Here is a 16,086-nt window from a genome sequence, read left to right as displayed (position 1 = left end):
TCATTTACATCCAGGCAAAATGTAAAGGCACCCGGGCCTCGCTAGGCAGAAGGCAGCACCAGGCACAGGCGCAGCCCCGGATCGGCGGCTTCCGCCCATAGGCGGCCGCCCTGGAGCACCACGGCGCGACGGGCAATGCTCAGTCCCAGGCCGAAGCCCTTGCCGGTACGTGCCGAAGACAGTCGGGTGAACGGGCGGAAGATGGTCTCCAACTGGTGCCCTGCCACACCCTCGCCCTGGTCTTCCAGGCAAAGCCACCAGCAGCTTCCTTCGCGCCGACCATGCAGGCGGATCACGCCGCCCTCCGGCGAATGCCGGATGGCGTTGCGCAGCAGGTTCTCCAGAGCCTGGGCGAGTGCATTGAGGTTGCCACGCACGACACAATCCTCGGACAGATCGCTGCGGAACCGCTCGACGGCCCAGCCGCTTTCGAAGCGTGCGTTCTCCACCAGCAGGTCCCATAACGCCGGGATGGAAATGTCCTCCAGCGCCAATACCGGGCGTTCGGCGTCCATCCAGGCCAGCTCCAGGGTGTTGTCCACCAGTTGCTGCATACCCTGTACCTCCTGCTCCAGGCGCTCGCGCAGGAGCTGCGCGGACAGCGTGCCCTCTGCCGCCACCTGCAGGCGCGCCAGCGGCGTGCGCAGCTCGTGGGAGAGATCGCGGAGCAGTTGGCGCTGCAACACCATGTGCTCGTCGAGTCGCTCGGCCATATGGTCGAACGCCCGCCCCAGATCGCCCAACTCGTCGCTGCGCCGGCTGATCTCTGCCTGCGTACGCGCCGTCAAGTCGTTGCCGCGCAGGGCATTGGCCTGCGCTCGCAGGCGTCCCAGCGGCACTATCCAGCGCCGATACAGCAACACTCCCAGCAGCAGGGCCAGCCCGGCCGGCACCAGGCCGTGGGTGACCAGGCGCTTGGCCGGCGACAAGCCGGGAGGGACGAACTCGGCGGGAAGACGCAGGACCACCCGGCCTTGCTCCGGATGTTCGGGGAAGCGCAGGCTGATGAACGGCCGCGACAGCGAGCGGGAACTCATCGGCCAATCGACGCCCCGCAGGAAAGTCAGGCGCTCGGCTTCCTCCGTGGAGAGCGGACGACTGCCCAGCGATTGCAGCCGCCCGTCGAGCACGACCACCCAGTCCAGCGCCTGCTGGCGCGGCTCGGCCAGCCAACGGTCGATGCCCTCGCGGCCATCGTCGAGCCAGGCACGCTCGGCTCGCCGCGCATAATCCTCCAAGGTGGAGCGGGCTTCGGCGGACAGGTAGTAACCCTTCAGTTCGGCACTGCGTCCCCAGGTCCAGGACAGCCATACCGACAGCAGGAAGAACGCCACCAGCACGAGGGCCAGGCGCCAGAACAGCGAATGGCGGTTGGGCATCATGGCGCCGGTGTCAGGACGTAGCCCTTGCCCCAGACGGTATGCAACTGGTGACCGGCGTAACCGAGGCGTTGCAGCTTGCGCCGCAGGTGACTGACGTGCATGTCCAGGCTGCGATCATGCTGGGTATGACCACGGTGCAGGACATGCTGGTAAAGGAAGGCCTTGGTCAGGGTCTCGCCTTCCGCGGCGAGGAAGGTTTCCAGCAGGCGGTACTCGGTCGGCGTCAGGCCGGCGAACCGCTCGCCAAGGCTGACATCGCAGACATCGGCGGAAAACTGCAACGAGGGCCGCGCCGGCGGTCCGGCGCAACGGCTCGGCGCGAGCCCCCGCTCCAGGGCGATCCGGCGCAGGATGGCATCGATGCGTACCCGCAGCTCGGCCAGGCTGAAAGGCTTCGGCAGATAATCGTCGGCGCCCTGGCTGAACCCGGCGATGCGGTCCTGCTCGGCGCCCAGGGCCGACATGAGGATCACCGGCAGCGCCTGCTCCTGGCGGAGTTGGCGAAGAATATCGAGGCCATCGCGCCCTGGCAGCATGATGTCCATCAGGATCAGGTCATAGGCGCCGCTGCGCGCAGCCGCCAACCCCTCTTCCCCGTCTCGGCACCAGGTCACCTCGAAACCGCTGCCATTGAGGTGCTGGAACAGATGTGCGCCCAGTGTCGGATCGTCCTCGATGGCCAGCAGTCGGGGGTCGGGCGTCAGGGATGGAAGCATGGCAGCCAAATAAGATTGATTAGCAATCGTGCCAGTATTCACGATCTTTCCGCTTCGCCGCAAGCCGAATCCGCCGGGCTGCGCACATCGGTGCAGATTCCCCTTCCGCGACCCGCTAAACTGCGCGGGATAAACGTATGGCCGGGGAGCGTCGGCCATCCCGATCTGGCTCGACGGAGAGACGTGTGTTCAAGGATCTCGGCATCAAGGGGCGCGTACTGCTGCTCACCCTGCTCCCCACCAGCCTGCTGGCGATGGTGCTTGGCGGTTACTTCACCTGGGTCCAGCTGTCCGACATGCGTGCCCAGTTGATCGAGCGCGGGCAACTGATCGCCGAACAACTGGCACCGCTGGCCGCCACCGCACTGGCGCGAAAGGATACCGCCGTGCTCAACCGCATTGCCAACGAGGCGCTGGACCAACCGGACGTGCGCGCGGTGACCTTCCTCGACGCCCGCCAGGAACGCCTCGCCCATGCCGGGCCAAGCATGCTCACCGTCGCCCCGGCCGGCGACGCCAGCCATCTGAGCATGTCCACCGAACTGGACACCACGCACTTCCTGCTACCGGTTCTTGGCCGCCACCACAGCCTGTCCGGCGCCACCGAGCCTGACGACGAGCGCGTACTCGGCTGGGTCGAACTGGAACTGTCGCACCACGGGACCCTGCTGCGCGGATATCGCAGCCTGTTCACCAGCCTCTTGCTGATCGCCGCCGGCCTCGGCGTCACCGCCCTCCTCGCCCTGCGCATGAGCCGCGCGATCAACGCACCGCTGGAGCTGATCAGCCAGGGCGTCGCCCAGCTCAAGGAAGGCCGCATGGAAACCCGCCTGCCACCGATGGGCAGCAACGAACTGGACGAACTGGCCTCCGGCATCAACCGCATGGCGGAAACGCTGCAGAGCGCCCAGGAGGAAATGCAGCACAACATCGACCAGGCCACCGAGGACGTGCGCCAGAACCTGGAAACCATCGAGATCCAGAACATCGAGCTGGACCTGGCGCGCAAGGAGGCCCTGGAGGCGAGCAGGATCAAGTCCGAGTTCCTCGCCAACATGAGCCACGAGATCCGCACCCCGCTCAACGGCATCCTCGGTTTCACCAACCTGCTGCAGAAGAGCGAGCTCAGCCCGCGCCAGCAGGACTACCTCACGACCATCCAGAAATCGGCGGAAAGCCTGCTGGGGATCATCAACGAGATCCTCGACTTCTCGAAGATCGAGGCCGGCAAGCTGGTTCTGGAAAACCTCCCCTTCAATCTCCGCGACCTGATCCAGGACGCCCTGACCATGCTGGCTCCGGCCGCCCACGAGAAGCAACTGGAACTGGTCAGCCTGGTCTACCGGGATACCCCGACCCAATTGCAGGGCGACCCGCAGCGGCTGAAGCAGATCCTCACCAACCTGGTCGGCAACGCCATCAAGTTCACCCAGGGCGGCACCGTCGCCGTACGCGCCATGCTGGAGGACGAAAGCGACGACCGCGCGCAACTGCGGATCAGCGTACAGGACACCGGTATCGGCCTCTCCGAGGAGGACCAGCAGGCCTTGTTCAAGGCCTTCAGCCAGGCCGACAACTCACTGTCGCGGCAAGCCGGTGGCACCGGCCTGGGCCTGGTGATCTCCAAGCGCCTGATCGAGCAGATGGGCGGCGAGATCGGCGTCGACAGTACGCCTGGGGAAGGCGCCGAGTTCTGGATCAGCCTGAGTCTGCCGAAAAGTCGCGACGACAACGAGGAGCCGGGCGCCTCCTGGGCCGCGGGCCAACGCGTGGCGCTGCTCGAACCGCAGGAACTGACGCGCCGCTCGCTGCACCACCAGCTCACCGACTTCGGCCTGGAAGTGAGCGAATTCGCCGACCTCGACAGCCTCCAGGAAAGCCTGCGCAACCCGCCGCCCGGCCAGTTGCCGATCAGCCTGGCGGTGCTCGGCGTCTCGGCCGCGATCCATCCGCCGGAAGAGTTGAGCCAGTCGTTCTGGGAATTCGAACGGCTCGGCTGCAAGACCCTGGTGCTCTGCCCGACCACCGAGCAGGCGCAATACCACGCGACCCTGCCCGACGAACAGGTCGAGGCCAAGCCCGCCTGCACCCGCAAGCTGCAACGCAAGCTGCAGGAGTTGCTTCAAGTTCGCCCGACGCGCAGCGACAAGCCCCACGCCATGGTTTCCGGACGACCGCCACGGCTGCTCTGCGTCGACGACAACCCGGCCAACCTGCTGCTGGTGCAGACCCTGCTCAGCGACCTCGGCGCCCAGGTCACCGCGGTGGACAGCGGCTACGCGGCCCTCGAGGTAGTGCAGCGCGAGCGCTTCGACCTGGTCTTCATGGACGTGCAGATGCCCGGCATGGACGGCCGCCAGGCCACCGAGGCGATCCGCCGCTGGGAGGCCGAGCGGGAAGTCAGCCCGGTGCCGGTGATCGCGCTCACCGCACATGCGCTTTCCAACGAGAAGCGCGCATTGCTGCAGGCCGGCATGGACGACTACCTGACCAAGCCGATCGACGAACAGCAATTGGCCCAGGTAGTGCTGAAGTGGACCGGACTGAGCCTGGGCCAGTCGCTGGCCAGCATGAGCCGTGCGCCGCAGCTCGGCCAGTTGAGCGTGCTCGACCCCGAGGAAGGGCTGCGCCTGGCCGCCGGCAAGGCCGACCTCGCCGCCGACATGCTGGCGATGCTGCTGGCCTCGCTGGCGGCGGACCGCCAGGCGATTCGCCAGGCCCGCGACAACGACGACCGCACCGCTTTGCTCGAGAGGGTCCACCGGCTGCACGGCGCCACCCGCTACTGTGGCGTGCCCCAGTTGCGCGCGGCCTGCCAGACCAGCGAAACCCTGCTCAAGCAGAACGATCCGGCGGCGGCCGCGGCCCTGGACGAGCTGGACAAGGCCATCGAGGCCCTGGCCGACACTGCCTCGGCCACCACCCACCTGTCCTCCACCAGCCTCGACTCCAGCGAACTCTGACCATGCGCATCCTGTTCTTCAGCAGCCAGGCCTACGACAGCGAGAGCTTCCAGGCCAGCAACCACCGGCACGGCTTCGAACTGCACTTCCAGCAGGCCCACCTGCAGGCGGACACGGCGGTCCTCGCCCAGGGCTTCGAAGTAGTCTGCGCCTTCGTCAACGACGACCTCTCGCGGCCGGTGCTGGAGCGCCTGGCCGCCGGTGGCACGCGCCTGGTCGCCCTGCGCTCGGCCGGCTACAACCACGTCGACCTGGCCGCCGCCGAAGCGCTCGGCCTGCCGGTGGTGCACGTCCCGGCCTATTCGCCGCACGCTGTCGCCGAGCACGCGGTCGGCCTGATCCTGACGCTCAACCGGCGCCTGCACCGCGCCTACAACCGGACCCGCGAGGGCGATTTCTCGCTGCATGGGCTGACCGGCTTCGACCTCCACGGCAAACGCGTGGGAGTGATCGGCACCGGACAGATCGGCGAGACCTTCGCCCGCATCATGGCCGGCTTCGGCTGCGAGCTGCTGGCCTACGATCCCTATCCCAATCCGCGTATCCAGGCGCTCGGCGGCCGCTACCTGGCGCTCGACGCCCTGCTCGCCGAGGCCGACATCGTCAGCCTGCATTGCCCGCTGACCGCCGACACCCGCCACCTCATCGACGCGCAGCGCCTGGCGACGATGAAGCCCGGCGCGATGCTGATCAATACCGGCCGTGGCGCCCTGGTGAACGCCGCGGCGCTGATCGAGGCGCTGAAGAGCGGACAACTGGGCTACCTCGGCCTGGATGTCTATGAAGAGGAAGCGGATATCTTCTTCGAGGATCGCTCCGACCAGCCCCTCCAGGATGACGTGCTGGCACGCCTGCTGAGCTTCCCCAACGTGGTGGTGACCGCCCACCAGGCCTTCCTTACCCGCGAAGCCCTGGCGGCGATCGCCGACACCACCCTGGACAACATCGCCGCCTGGCAGGACGGGTCGCCGCGCAATCGGGTCCGGGCCTGATGGCGTGGTAGCATGCGCGGCTGATTGGAGGCTCCATGGCTGAACACGATTTCCGTTACACCCTGCTCAACCCGCAATACACCCTCAACGAATGCCGTGCGCTCTCCCCGGGGCGCTACCAGGTCACCGGCACCGGCGGCTCGATCAAGGCCGACGACGTGCTGCTGGTCAGCCTCAAGGGCAGCAAGACCCTGAGCATGCGCCTGAGCGTGGAAAAGGTCCGCCACCTGATCAACCCGCCCGGCCAGTGGCTTGCTGTCGCCCGTGGCCCGGCATTCCGCGAACTGGCGATCCATACCTGGCAGGTCGACTGCGACCAGTGCCAGGCTCGTCTCGACTTCGAGTTCGCCGTGGACGCCAGTCTCGGTCGCAAGGCCCTGGCGCCGGCCGCCGAAGAGCGCATTCACGAACTGGGCTGGAGCAGCCGCGAAGGCAAGCACCTGTGCCCGAAATGCCAGTAGGGCGAACGCTCCGTCCGACCGACGGTCTGTGAACTATCGCCCGTACGAAATGCGCAAAGGAAACGCCATGAAACCCTCTCTCGCCCTCTTCGCCTCCGCCGCCCTGGTCCTGGGCGGTTGCGCCAGCCAGGAGACCACCCTGGAAACCGAGCAGGCCTACCAGGTCGACTGGGTCGGGGCACAACCGACAATGGACTACAGCCACATCAGCCTGACCTTCGACGGCCAGGGCCGCGCCTTCGGCAATGGCGGCTGCAACCACTGGTTCGCCAGCTACACCCTGCAGGATGACCTCCTTCAGTTCGGTGCCATCGGCAGTACCCGCCGCCTGTGCGCCGCGGAGATCATGGAGCAGGAACGGCGCTTCCTGGCCCTGCTGCAGAGCGTCCAGCACTGGGACATTTCGCCGACCGACGAGCTGCGCCTGTGGCCGGCCGAAGGCAAGCCGCTGCGCCTGGTCCCCGAGCACGACTGAAGCCCGAAGCGGCGCTACCCGGCGCCGCCCGTTTACATTTTTTTGACATCCATTTCATTCCCGCTTGACCACCACGTCCCTAGGCTTCCGCATCCTCGCCCGGAGACGCTTGATGTTCGCCCCACCCAGCACCGAGACACTCAACCGCTTCTTTCTGTTGTCGTGGCTGGTGGTGCTCTGGCAGGTGCTGCGCCTGCAGGACGGGATCGTCTTCGACGACGCCTGGCTGCCGCTCTGGAGCGTCGCTGCCAGCCTGAGCTACGCCTTCCTTTATATAGTCCCGGTGTACCTCGCCTGCCGACTGCTCCTGCATTTCCATGATCGCCTTCCCGTGCGCCTCGGTCCGTGGCTGGCAGGCGTGCTGGCCATCGTCGGCAGCGCGGCGGTACAGATACTGCTCTACGCCGACCGCACCCTCTACGACCTGTACGGATTCCACCTCAACGGTTTCAGCATCGGCCTGCTGGTCTCGCCCGGCGGCCTCTCCAGCCTCGGCAGCGGCGACGGCACCCTGCTCAGCGCAAGCCTGGCGGCACTGGCCCTGCTCTGTCTGCAGGTGCTGCTCTACAGCGCCTGCCAGGTCAGCCGCGAACGCCTTCCCGCGCTCCCTCGGCGCGCCTGGCGCTACCTGTTGGCGACCGTCCTCTGCCTGGCCCTGGGCGAACGCCTGGCCTATGCGTTCAGCTCCCTGCGCGACTACCGGCCGATCCTGCTGGCCAGCGAACGCTATCCGCTGTACCTGCCATTGACCGTCCGCAGCCTGGCGAGGAGCCTGGGTATCCAGCCGACACCCACCCAGCGCGAGCTGCTCCAGCAGCAGAGCGACCTGCACTATCCGCTCCGGCCGCTGGAGATCAGCGCCCCGGCGCACCCATTGAACATCGTCTGGATCGTCGCCGAGTCGCTCCGCGGGGACATGCTCGATCCGCGCTACATGCCCAGGCTGTGGGACTTCTCCAACCGGGCGATCCGCCTGGACAACCACTACAGCAGCGGCAACCTGACCCAGATGGGCGTCTTCGGCATGTTCTACGGGCTGCACGGCGGCTACTGGGACGCCGTGCTGAAGGCCAGCCAACCGCCGGTGCTCATGGAGGTACTCAGGCAGCAGAACTACCAGTTCCGGATCAATGCCGCGCAACGTTTCAGCTATCCGCCCTTCGACCGCAGCGTGTTCGTCAACCTGCGCTCCCAGGACCTGCACGTGCTGGATAGCCCGGAGCCTGCCTGGCAGCGCGACGCCCGGAACACCGACGACCTGCTGCGCTTCGTCGATCGCCGACTACCCGACCGGCCGTTCTTCGCCTGCCTGTTCCTCGAGTCGAGCCACGCCAACTACAGCTTCCGCGACGAAACCGCGAAAATCCGCCCCTATCTGGTCAACTTCAACTACCTGACCACCGATTTCCAGGCGCAGATGCCGCTGATCAAGAACCGCTACCTGAATGCCGTGCGCGAAGTCGATACACAGATCGGCCGCCTGCTGCAGCACCTGGAAAACCAGCACCTGCTGGAAAACACCGTGGTAGTGGTGCTCGGCGACCACGGGGAAGAGTTCATGGAACGCTCGCGCTGGGGCCACAATACCGAGTTCAATCGCTACCAGACCGGCACCGTCGCCGTGCTGAGCATTCCCGGACAGGCGCCCCGTGCCGTCCGCGGCATCACCAGCCACATCGACCTGCCCGCAACGCTCCTGCCGCTGCTGGGCGTACGCAATCCGCCCCGCGACTACTCGCTGGGACAGGACCTGCTCGCAGCGGACTACCATCGCGACTATGCGGTGAGCGCCGATACCACGCGCATCGCCTACCTGGGCGAAGGCTTCAAGGTGAGCTTCCCACTGCGTGGCGCGGACCGTCACCACGGTCCGGTGAGCGATGGCGACGACCGCCCGCTCGACGTGGAACAACAGGAAGCCATACGCGGCCCACTCCGTGCAGCACGCCTGGAACTGCTGCAGGATCTCGGCCGCTTCAGCGCCTTGCCGGTAGGGGAAGAGCCGTCGCCGCGGAGCCTCGCGACTTCGTTGACGCCATGAGGAGCATCAGAACAGCCTGAGTTGTTCGTGGGCGCCCTGCAGGTCGAGCAGGCGCACGCCGACGCCGATAAGGCGCACCGGACGATTGCCACGGGCAAAGGCCTGGCCGAGCAATTGCCGGTAGCTCTCCAGGTCACGCCCGGCGCCGGACTGTTCCACCGTGGTCTGGGTGAAATCGTGAAACTTCAGTTTCACGAACGGCTTGTCCGGCCGATAACTGCCATCCAGGCGTTGCAGGCGTCCGTCCAACTCCTCGAGCAGGGTCGGCAGCTCCTCCAGGCAAGCCGCCAGGTCCGGCAGGTCGCGATCGAAGGTACATTCGACGCTCACCGACTGGCGCCGGCTGTCGACTTCCACCGGTCGCTCGTCGATACCATGGGCCAGCCCCCACAGGCGTTCGCCGAAGCTGCCGAACTCGCGCACCAGGCTCAGCTTGCTGCCCTGGCGCAGGTCGGCGCAGGTGCGGATGCCCATCCGCGCCAGGCGCTCCGCCGTGACCTTGCCGACGCCATGCAACTTGGCCACCGGCAACTCGGCGACGAACCCGTCGACCTGCTCCGGGGTAATCACGAACAGCCCGTCCGGCTTGCGCCAGTCGCTGGCGATCTTGGCCAGGAACTTGTTCGGCGCGACGCCCGCCGAAACGGTGATGTGCAGTTCCTCGGCCACCCGGCGGCGGATGTCCTGGGCGATCCGCGTGGCGCTACCGGCGAAATGCGGCGAAGCGCTGACATCCAGGTAGGCCTCGTCCAGCGAAAGCGGCTCGATCAGATCGGTATAGTCGCGGAAGATCGCATGGATCTGCTTCGACACCGCCCGGTAGACATCGAAACGCGGGCGCACCACCAGCAGATCGGGACACAGCTTGAGCGCCGTGCGCATGGCCATCGCCGAGCGCACGCCATAGGCCCGCGCCTCGTAGCTGCAAGTGGCGACCACTCCGCGCTTGTCCGGCGAACCGCCAACCGCCAGCGCCTTGCCGCGCAGGCTGGGGTCATCGCGCATCTCGAGGGCGGCGTAGAAACAGTCGCAGTCTATATGGATGATTTTCCGCACCGGAATCTCGCTACAAGCCCCGCCGGGCCTGCCCCGGAGCGCTGAATTCTAGCATTGGGCAAGCGCTAAGCATTTGAAGAAAAAACACTTTTTTCGAAAAATCGATTGACAGCCCGACGAGAGTCCGTAGAATGCGCCCACACAGACGCGGGATGGAGCAGTCTGGTAGCTCGTCGGGCTCATAACCCGAAGGTCGTTGGTTCAAATCCAGCTCCCGCAACCACATTCGAAAAGCCCCGGCACTAGCGATAGCGCCGGGGCTTTTTGCATTCCGTCCCTCGTGCTGCACTGCATCGCCTCACCCTCCGTTCGCTCGCATCATCGCACATTTAACTGTATATTCGTACAGCCAGCTCAGCCTTCGATGAATGCTCGGTAACGGATACGGAAAGGACAGACAGATGCTGAACGTCGAACAATTGAAGCGCAGCGTGAACCGGATGGGACTCGACGACATCCGCCAGGCAGTGGACGAACTGCAGATGGACGGCCTGGTCACCGACGGCAAGACGCCGTTCACCCGCGTGCACTTCAACACCTGCTTCGCCGAGATCGAGGCGCTGTTCCAGCGCGCCGGCTTCCACCGGCCGCTCGATGTGGTCGGCTACCAGGGCGAGATCTATGCGCTTTACGACCCCTCTCGCTGGGAGGCCGTGGAAGTGCTGCGCTGGTTGAAGGAATACCGCGAGGAATCGCGTCACCTGACTCCGGCGTGAGCGCAACGCCTGCGTCAGCGCAACTCGTGTGCCAGGCGCGCGCAGGCCATCCCCACGACCAGCATCACCAGCGGACCGAAGGCCCGCATGGAGATCCGCGCAAGGCTCCAGGACTCTTTCGCAGCGAACAGGCTTGCCGGATTCACCGAATAGACCAGCAGGGAACCGCAGAACAGCCCCAGGCCCAGCAGGCCCAGGCGGCGCAACCAACCGTCGTGGCGGAGCAACACCACCAGCAGGGCGCCGTACAACAGGCAATCGACCCGCGCCACCGAGTCCTTGACCTGCAACGACTGCTCCCAATCCCCCAGCCACCATCCAGCGGCCACGCCCAGCACGACTCCGGCGCCGACATGAATGCCCGCCTGGATCATCGTCACCCTTCCCCCCTCGGAAATGGTCGGACAGTGCAAGCCGCCACTATGCCCACGGCAAGCTGAACCATCGCTGAACGAATACCAGCAAATGGCCTTCGGCCACTTCGCCGACGCAACTCCTGAAAAACCCGGCGGTCTTCTCCCTGTGACAGGACGCCGCCCCGCACAGAAAAAATCTGCTGCGACCACTTGGGAACTCGCCCGAGAGGCCATACTCTGTCGCGCAAATTCCCATGAGGTGGCTGATGCGCACCGACGCTCCCGTTCCAGAACATCCCGCTCCACCCAGCTCTCCCGCGTCCCCACAACGCATCCGGCTGATCGATCGGATTACCGCCTACCGCCAACCCATCGGCCTGGTCTTCACCTTGCTGCTGTTCGGCCTGGCGCTGGTGGCCTGCTACCACCTGCTGCGGGAGATCGACCCCGGCGCCCTCCACGATGCCATCGCCGAGGTGCCCAGGCCGGCGCTGCTCGGCGCCCTGGGCGCGACCGCCCTCGGCTTCGTCATCCTGCTCGGCTACGAGTGGTCGGCCAGCCGCTTCGCCGGCATCACGCTGCCCATGCGCAGCCTGGCCACCGGCGGCTTCAGCGCCTTCGCCATCGGCAATGCGGTAGGCCTGTCGCTGCTTTCCGGCGGCTCCGTACGCTACCGACTGTATTCCCGGCATGGCATCGGCGCTGCCGAAATTGCCCGGATGACGCTATTTGCCAGCCTTTCCCTGGGCTGCGCACTGCCGGTGCTGGCGGCACTCGCCGCACTCTGCGACCTCGACGATGCGGCGTCGGCGCTGCACCTGCCCCGCGCCCTGGTCGCCATCATCGCGATTGCCGTCCTGTTGCTGGCTGTCGGCCTGGTGGCGTTCCTGGCCCGGCACCGCCTGCCAGGAGAACGGCCGTCCCCCGACAGCCTGCTGGTCCGCCTCGGCCGCCGCAGCCTGCGCCTGCCGGGCCTGCGCCTATCGCTGCTGCAACTGCTGATCACCGCCCTCGACGTCGCCGCCGCCGCTACCGTTCTTTATCTGTTGCTACCGGAAACCCCACCCTTCGCGGCGTTCCTGCTGGTCTACCTGCTCGCCCTGGCCGCCGGCGTACTCAGCCACGTACCGGGCGGAGTCGGGGTGTTCGAGGCGGTGCTGCTGGCCGCGTTCGCCGGCCAACTCGGCGCCGCGCCGCTGGCCGCGGCCCTGCTCTTGTACCGCTTGATCTATGTGGTACTGCCGCTGCTGCTGGCCTGCCTGTTGTTGCTGTTCCTCGAAGCGCGCCGGTTGTGGGTGACGCGCCAGGCGATCCGCGTCGCCTCGGGTTTCGCCGCACCGATCCTGGCGATCCTGGTCTTCCTCTCCGGTGTCGTGCTGCTGTTTTCCGGCGCCACACCGGCGATCGACACCCGCCTGGAGCACCTCGGTTTCCTCATTCCACATCGCCTGATCGATGCCTCGCACCTGGTCGCCAGCCTGATCGGCGTGCTCTGCCTCCTGCTCGCGCAAGGTTTGCGCCGACGGCTGTCGGCCGCCTGGGCCCTGACCCTGGTGCTGCTGCTGGTGGGCGCCCTGCTTTCGCTGCTGAAAGGCTTCGACTGGGAAGAAGCCAGCCTGCTGAGCCTGACCGCCGCGCTGCTCGCCATGTTCCGCCGCTCCTTCTACCGTCCCAGCCGGCTGATGGAAGTACCCTTCTCGCCGCTTTACGTAGGCGCCAGCATCTGCGTGGTCGGCGCCTCGGTCTGGCTGCTGCTGTTCGCCAACCAGGACGTGCATTACAGCAACCAGCTCTGGTGGCAGTTCGCCCTGGACGCCGACGCCCCGCGCGCCCTGCGCGCCGCCCTCGGCAGTTGCCTGCTGCTCCTGGCCCTGGCCCTTGGCTGGCTGTTGCGCGCAGTACCGCCGGCGATCCGCGAGCCGGACGCGGAAGAGCTGCAGCGCGCGGCGCGGATCATCCGCCACTCGGACCAGCCGGATGGAGGCCTGGCCCTGACCGGCGACAAGGCCCTGCTCTTCCATGAGAGCGATGACGCTTTCCTCATGTACGCCCGCCGCGGTCGCAGCATGATCGCCCTGTACGACCCGATCGGCCCGGCCATGCAGCGCGCCGAACTGATCTGGCAGTTCCGCGACCTCTGCGACCTGCACCATGCCCGCCCGGTGTTCTACCAGGTGCGTGCCGAGAACCTGCCGTTCTACATGGACATCGGCCTGACCGCCCTCAAGCTCGGCGAAGAAGCGCGAGTCGACCTGCTACGCTTCGACCTGGAGAACAAGGGCAAGGAAATGAAAGACCTGCGCTACACCTGGAACCGCGGCCAGCGCGACGGCCTCGCCTTGGAGTTCCATGAACCGGGCCAGGCTCCGCTGGACGAGCTGAAGGCGATATCGGACGCCTGGCTGGGCGGCAAGCAGGTGCGCGAGAAAGGCTTCTCCCTGGGCCGCTTCACCCCGGAGTACCTGAACTTCTTCCGCATAGCCATCGTCCGTCACCAGGGCAAGCCGGTGGCCTTCGCCAACCTGCTGGAAACCGACAGCCGCGAACTGGCGAGCCTCGACCTGATGCGCGTGCACCCGGAGGCGCCGAAGCTGACCATGGAGTTCCTCATGCTCGGCCTCATCCTCCACTACAAGGCCCAGGGTCACGCCCGCTTCAGCCTCGGCATGGTGCCGCTGGCCGGGCTCCAGCCAAGGCGCGGCGCGCCGTTGACCCAGCGCCTGGGCGCGCTGGTCTTCCGGCGGGGCGAACAGTTCTACAATTTCCAGGGGCTGCGACGCTTCAAGGACAAGTTCCAGCCCGACTGGGAACCCCGCTACCTGGCCGTGCCAGCCGGGCTCGACCCGCTGGTGGCCCTGGCCGATACCGCCGCGCTGATCGCCGGCGGCCTGACTGGATTGGTGAAACGCTGATATGTCTGTCGTGAAACGTCACTGGCGCCGTTTTCTGGTCGCCGCCCTGGTACTGATCGTCGGTGCCGCCCTGCTGCTCTGGAGCCGACCGGCGGCCCAGGCGAAACTGGAAGCCCTGGACCTCGACGACGGCGGCCACGCCACCCTTGCCGAACCCGGCGAGAAGCCGCGCTCGCGGGTGGTGGTGATCGCCGCCCCCGAACAGCAACTGAACGACGCCCAGATGCTGAACCTGGCTCACGACAGCGCCGCCCGGGTGATCCAGTACTTCCCCCCGGAAAACGGCGATTGCAGGGCGCAGCAATCCCGGCTCGAAGCGGTCATTACCCGCCTCGGCGGCAAGCCGAACCTGGTTGCCGGCATCGGCCCGGGCTCGACCACCGCCTGGCGCTGGCTCGCCAGCCAGGACGACGACAAGGCCAAGGCGCTCTCGGTCGGTTTCGACATTGCCCTGGCCGAGCGCGACTGCGATGCCCCGCTGCCGCACCAGGCGGCGCACGGCCAATGGCTGCTGGCCTGGAACGACAACCCGGACGACGACACCGCGGTCTTCGTCCGCAAGCAATCGAGGGCGGAAACCAGCATCAGCGACTACGACACCCCGCTGACCGACGTACTCGCCCACCAGTTGCGCCTGCAACTGCAAGGCAACGCCGAAGCCCTGCCGGTGCTCGAAGTACCGGCCGCGAAGCCGTCGGACATCGTTACCCTCTTCTATTCCGGCGACGGCGGCTGGCGCGACCTGGACAAGGATTCCGCCGAACACATGGCAAGCATGGGCTACCCGGTGGTCGGCATCGACACCCTGCGCTACTACTGGCAACACAAGAGCCCGGAACAGAGCGCCGCCGACCTCTCCAAGCTGATGCAACACTACCGCGAGAAGTGGGGCGCGAAACGTTTCGTCCTGGCCGGCTACTCGTTCGGCGCTGACATCCTGCCGGCGATCTACAACCGCCTGCCCGGAAAGGACCAGCAGCAAGTGAAAGCCATGCTGCTGCTGGCGCTGGCGCGGACCGGCAGCTTCGAGATCGAAGTGGAAGGCTGGCTGGGCAAGGCCGGCGAGGAAGCCGCCACCGGCCCGGAAATGGCCAGGTTGCCGGCGGCCAAGGTGTTCTGCATCTATGGCGCCGAAGAAAAGGACGAAAGCGGCTGTACCCAACCCCAGGCCGTCGGCGAGAAGCTCGAACTGCCGGGCGGCCACCACTTCGACGAAGACTACCTGTCCCTGGCGAAGAAGATGCTCCAGGCCATCCGCGACCGCGAGAACGCTCCCGACGCCTGATCGCGATCAAGCTCTCACCGCTCCGCCCTTCTTGTCCCCGGCCGGCACCAGCTAGACTGAGCCTGCCGGGGGCATTCAGGCTGGCTTCAGCGGAGCCGCCGAGAATACCGGCCGACCCGCCGCAGAGCGGGCTCCCGAGAGCCGAAGAGAAGGAACCGTGATGAGCTGGAAAAACACCGAATCCCGTTATGGGAGCCTGACCATTGCCCTGCACTGGCTGACCCTGCTGCTGATCGCCGGGGTCTACGCCTGTATCGAACTGAAGGGCAATTTCCCCAAGGGCAGCGAAACCCGCGAACTGCTCAAGCAATGGCACTTCATGCTTGGCCTGAGCGTTTTCCTGCTGGTCTGGCTGCGCCTGCTGGTGCGCCTGGCCAGCCCTACCCCGCGCATAGAGCCCGCCATCCCCGCCTGGCAGGCGACGCTGGCCAGGCTGATGCACTACGCCCTCTACCTGATGATGATCGGCCTGCCCTTCGCCGGCTGGCTGATCCTCAGCGCCGCCGGCAAGCCGATACCGTTCTTCGGCCTGGAGCTACCGCCGCTGGTCGACAAGAACCCCGACCTCGCCGGGCAAATCAAGGAATGGCACGAAACCATCGGCAACGCCGGTTATTTCCTGATCGGCCTGCACGCCGCCGCGGCGCTCTTCCATCACTTCGTCAGCCGCGACAACACCCTGGTACGGATGCTGCCGCAACGGCGCTGAGAAACGTGCAAAAAAACGCGCC

General features: G+C 66.4%; 13 protein-coding genes and 1 tRNA gene. 10 read left to right on the top strand and 4 right to left on the bottom strand.

The genetic code is table 11. The annotated features are described in order from the left end of the window. Window positions 1-41: 41 nt before the first annotated feature. Window positions 42-1,379 (bottom strand): sensor histidine kinase PirS, encoded by a 1,338-nt coding sequence (pirS, locus tag HMPREF2886_RS11165; RefSeq protein WP_083318546.1) that lies wholly within the window; start codon window positions 1,377-1,379, stop codon window positions 42-44. After that, window positions 1,379-2,098: a response regulator transcription factor PirR gene (gene pirR, locus HMPREF2886_RS11160; RefSeq protein ID WP_033971127.1), complete on the bottom strand. Its 720-nt coding sequence runs from the start codon at window positions 2,096-2,098 to the stop codon at window positions 1,379-1,381. The genes pirS and pirR overlap by 1 nt, the downstream gene beginning before the upstream one ends. Window positions 2,099-2,283: 185 nt before the next feature. Here pirR and gacS point away from each other — a divergent pair, with 185 nt between their 5' ends. The 5 genes from gacS (at window position 2,284) to HMPREF2886_RS11135 (ending at window position 9,030) form a co-directional block, all read left to right on the top strand. After that, window positions 2,284-5,061 (top strand): two-component system sensor histidine kinase GacS, encoded by a 2,778-nt coding sequence (gacS, locus tag HMPREF2886_RS11155; RefSeq protein WP_033971128.1) that lies wholly within the window; start codon window positions 2,284-2,286, stop codon window positions 5,059-5,061. Between the two features lie 2 nt (window positions 5,062-5,063). Next, complete coding sequence (locus HMPREF2886_RS11150) at window positions 5,064-6,053, top strand: 2-hydroxyacid dehydrogenase (RefSeq protein WP_033976572.1); 990 nt, start codon at window positions 5,064-5,066, stop codon at window positions 6,051-6,053. Between the two features lie 35 nt (window positions 6,054-6,088). Further along, the gene (locus tag HMPREF2886_RS11145) at window positions 6,089-6,514 is read left to right on the top strand and encodes a hypothetical protein (RefSeq protein WP_033976571.1); all 426 of its coding nucleotides are present in this window, start codon (window positions 6,089-6,091) and stop codon (window positions 6,512-6,514) included. Window positions 6,515-6,581: 67 nt separating this feature from the next. Beyond that, entirely contained in the window at window positions 6,582-6,989 is a 408-nt protein-coding gene (locus HMPREF2886_RS11140; RefSeq protein WP_015503409.1) for an META domain-containing protein, read from the top strand. Window positions 6,990-7,101: 112 nt separating this feature from the next. Continuing rightward, window positions 7,102-9,030, top strand: a complete 1,929-nt coding sequence (locus HMPREF2886_RS11135) for a DUF3413 domain-containing protein (protein WP_042164230.1) — start codon at window positions 7,102-7,104, stop codon at window positions 9,028-9,030. 6 nt (window positions 9,031-9,036) lie between these two features. Here the strand turns inward: HMPREF2886_RS11135 and dinB are convergent, their stop codons facing one another. Further along, entirely contained in the window at window positions 9,037-10,086 is a 1,050-nt protein-coding gene (gene dinB / locus HMPREF2886_RS11130; RefSeq protein WP_003086018.1) for a DNA polymerase IV, read from the bottom strand. A gap of 146 nt (window positions 10,087-10,232) precedes the next feature. Between dinB and HMPREF2886_RS11125 the strand changes: the two genes are divergently transcribed. Both HMPREF2886_RS11125 and HMPREF2886_RS11120 read left to right on the top strand, forming a co-directional pair. Continuing rightward, window positions 10,233-10,309, top strand: a tRNA-Met gene (locus HMPREF2886_RS11125). A gap of 178 nt (window positions 10,310-10,487) precedes the next feature. Continuing rightward, window positions 10,488-10,802: a transcriptional regulator gene (locus tag HMPREF2886_RS11120; RefSeq protein ID WP_003109929.1), complete on the top strand. Its 315-nt coding sequence runs from the start codon at window positions 10,488-10,490 to the stop codon at window positions 10,800-10,802. A gap of 14 nt (window positions 10,803-10,816) precedes the next feature. Here HMPREF2886_RS11120 and HMPREF2886_RS11115 read toward each other — a convergent pair whose 3' ends face one another. Beyond that, the gene (locus HMPREF2886_RS11115) at window positions 10,817-11,176 is read right to left on the bottom strand and encodes a PA0921 family PhoP regulated protein (protein ID WP_003104747.1); all 360 of its coding nucleotides are present in this window, start codon (window positions 11,174-11,176) and stop codon (window positions 10,817-10,819) included. A 248-nt stretch (window positions 11,177-11,424) separates the two neighbouring features. Between HMPREF2886_RS11115 and mprF the strand changes: the two genes are divergently transcribed. The 3 genes from mprF to HMPREF2886_RS11100 all read left to right on the top strand — a co-directional run bounded on the left by mprF (window position 11,425) and on the right by HMPREF2886_RS11100 (window position 16,064). Then, complete coding sequence (gene mprF / locus HMPREF2886_RS11110; RefSeq protein ID WP_039027281.1) at window positions 11,425-14,070, top strand: bifunctional lysylphosphatidylglycerol flippase/synthetase MprF; 2,646 nt, start codon at window positions 11,425-11,427, stop codon at window positions 14,068-14,070. A gap of 1 nt (window position 14,071) precedes the next feature. Beyond that, on the top strand, window positions 14,072-15,355 hold the full coding sequence (locus tag HMPREF2886_RS11105; protein ID WP_033976567.1) for a virulence factor family protein: 1,284 nt from the start codon (window positions 14,072-14,074) through the stop codon (window positions 15,353-15,355). A 160-nt stretch (window positions 15,356-15,515) separates the two neighbouring features. After that, window positions 15,516-16,064, top strand: coding sequence for a cytochrome b (locus tag HMPREF2886_RS11100; RefSeq protein ID WP_003086007.1), 549 nt, complete (start codon window positions 15,516-15,518; stop codon window positions 16,062-16,064). Window positions 16,065-16,086 lie beyond the last annotated feature (22 nt).

This window comes from Pseudomonas sp. HMSC066A08 (assembly GCF_001813025.1).
GTDB classification, from domain to species: Bacteria; Pseudomonadota; Gammaproteobacteria; order Pseudomonadales; family Pseudomonadaceae; genus Pseudomonas; species Pseudomonas aeruginosa.
Note: the sequence above shows the minus strand (reverse complement) of the source record. Positions and strands in the feature narration are given on the sequence as shown.